A 1,796-nucleotide genomic window follows, 5' to 3' on the forward strand; every position below is an offset into this window, starting at 1 on the left:
GCACGAAATCTTATTTATTCAACAAAGCCGTACTACTCTGCTAGTTCATCATGTTCTTCGAGAGCATATTCAAAATCGGCAACAAGCAAGAAATTTTCTATCCTATAAGCCTGATTTAACTTAATTCGTTGGTATCTTTCGTTCAATAATCGCCATGCTGTTTTCCGTAGTACCATCGGTACGGATTCATCTTTTAAAGTACGCATGAGCACAGAACAGGTTGTCAGAAAAGCAGCGTCCTTACGTTTTCGGTAATACGCATCAGTCGAACAAACCGCAATGATCTCGATTGATTCAGGGTGATGACAGATAGCATTAACCGTAGTTTTTTCATGTATCTGTGCCTTGAGTTCAGCCTGAATTTTTGATTGATGATACATAGCCTTGAGATAGCTAAACATGATTTCCCCATCGAACAGTAAGTCGTGTCAATTCCTAGAGTTAACACATTTCTGATCATGACTCACACGTTACGTTCAGTCGGTAGCCATCTGTGCAAAAAATGCGCTTAGCGTAGGATAATTTCCTTTTTCCAAGCGGACCCCGACGTTGAACACCGACAGATTAAGTACCGGAACAACGTGATTGAATGCGATCATGGCAAACTGAAACGGATAATCGGCGCCACGCTGGGATTTAAATCCATGAAGACGGCTTACGCCACCATCAAAGGTATTGAGGTGATGCGTGCACTACGCAAAGGCCAGGCCTCAGCATTTTATTATGGTGATCCCCTGGGCGAAATACGCCTGGTAAGCAGAGTTTTTGAAATGTAAGGCCTTTGAATAAGACAAAAGGCTGCCTCATCGCTAACTTTGCAACAGTGCCCCTAATCGTGTTCAGCAGAATAGCCGGAGGAAGTTTCCTACTATCGATAAGAAAGGATTGGCACAGGGAGTGTGAATATCGAAACACCATCACAGAATAATGCCAGATAGAAATGCGATAGTAGGGTTGGATATTTAAATAAGGAGCATCCCGACTTAAAATGAATATGACTGCGTAACCAGGCGCAATAAAAAAAGCGAAAGAATCGCTTTTATTCTGGTTGTTTTTTCGAAGAGTGACCGTTTTCTGAGATGACAAGAAATAAGGAAGTCCTATGATCGCTAGCGGAATAGTTCAAAAACTGAATGCGCAAATGAATCAGGAGTTTTATACCTCAAATTTGTATCTTCAGCTCAGCCAGAGGTGCAGCGAGAATAGCCTTAATGGCACCGCACTATTTTTGCGTCATCAGGCGCAAAATACGGTGACGCAAATGATGCGCATGTACGAATACATCAAACAGAGCGGCGCCACGCCGGTGTTACAGGAGCAACACGCCCGGTGCGGTGAATTTTCCACGCTGGAAGATCTGTTTGAGCAGACGGTAAGCGATTACCAGAAGCGCATTAATGCGCTGACCTCTTTGACGGAAGACGCCCAGGCAGCAAACGATAAGTCAGCGATTAACTTCCTGAAGCGATACAGAAAAGAGGAAATCGTGGACGGGACGCTGTTGCAAATCATTCTGGATGAAGTCCGCAGCGCTAAAAAAGCGGGCATCAACATGCAGCAAACCGACCACTATCTGGTTGGCGTGATCGATCGCTATCACTAAATCAATTTCGCAGTACGAGGAGGTTTTACGCCTCCTCAGAAAATCTGTTTTACATCAGAAACAGAGGTTTATGCCAGTGAACATTTGATACCCAACACGTCATAGTGATTTTTTAACTTAGCGTTTTTATATCGTGCCAAAAATGTCTCTGCTTGTGTCTTTATATTAAGGAAGGTGCGAATAAGCAGGTCAT

General features: G+C 43.5%; 2 protein-coding genes and 1 pseudogene. 2 read left to right on the plus strand and 1 reads right to left on the minus strand.

Features of this window, described 5'->3' with window-relative positions; genetic code table 11:
- Nucleotides 1-32 precede the first annotated feature (32 nt).
- Nucleotides 33-401 carry a hypothetical protein gene (locus FDW88_RS00115; RefSeq protein WP_063942106.1) on the minus strand — a complete coding sequence of 123 codons (369 nt, stop codon included), beginning with the start codon at nt 399-401 and terminating at the stop codon, nt 33-35.
- A 144-nt stretch (nt 402-545) separates the two neighbouring features.
- Between FDW88_RS00115 and FDW88_RS00120 the strand changes: the two are divergent.
- A pseudogene (locus FDW88_RS00120) lies at nt 546-776 on the plus strand (DDE-type integrase/transposase/recombinase); the annotation flags it as partial.
- Nucleotides 777-1,102: 326 nt separating this feature from the next.
- Nucleotides 1,103-1,603 carry a non-heme ferritin-like protein gene (locus FDW88_RS00125; RefSeq protein WP_001752509.1) on the plus strand — a complete coding sequence of 167 codons (501 nt, stop codon included), beginning with the start codon at nt 1,103-1,105 and terminating at the stop codon, nt 1,601-1,603.
- The last annotated feature ends 193 nt before the right edge of the window (nt 1,604-1,796 follow it).

The sequence above is a fragment of the Citrobacter sp. wls829 genome, assembly GCF_005280825.1.
GTDB lineage: Bacteria > Pseudomonadota > Gammaproteobacteria > Enterobacterales > Enterobacteriaceae > Citrobacter > Citrobacter gillenii.

Bases quoted from the DNA above. Each gene is read 5' to 3' on its own strand.
- FDW88_RS00115 (WP_063942106.1), bottom strand. From the start codon at position 401: ATGTTTAGCTATCTCAAGGCTATGTATCATCAATCAAAAATTCAGGCT.
- FDW88_RS00125 (WP_001752509.1), top strand. From the start codon at position 1,103: ATGATCGCTAGCGGAATAGTTCAAAAACTGAATGCGCAAATGAATCAG.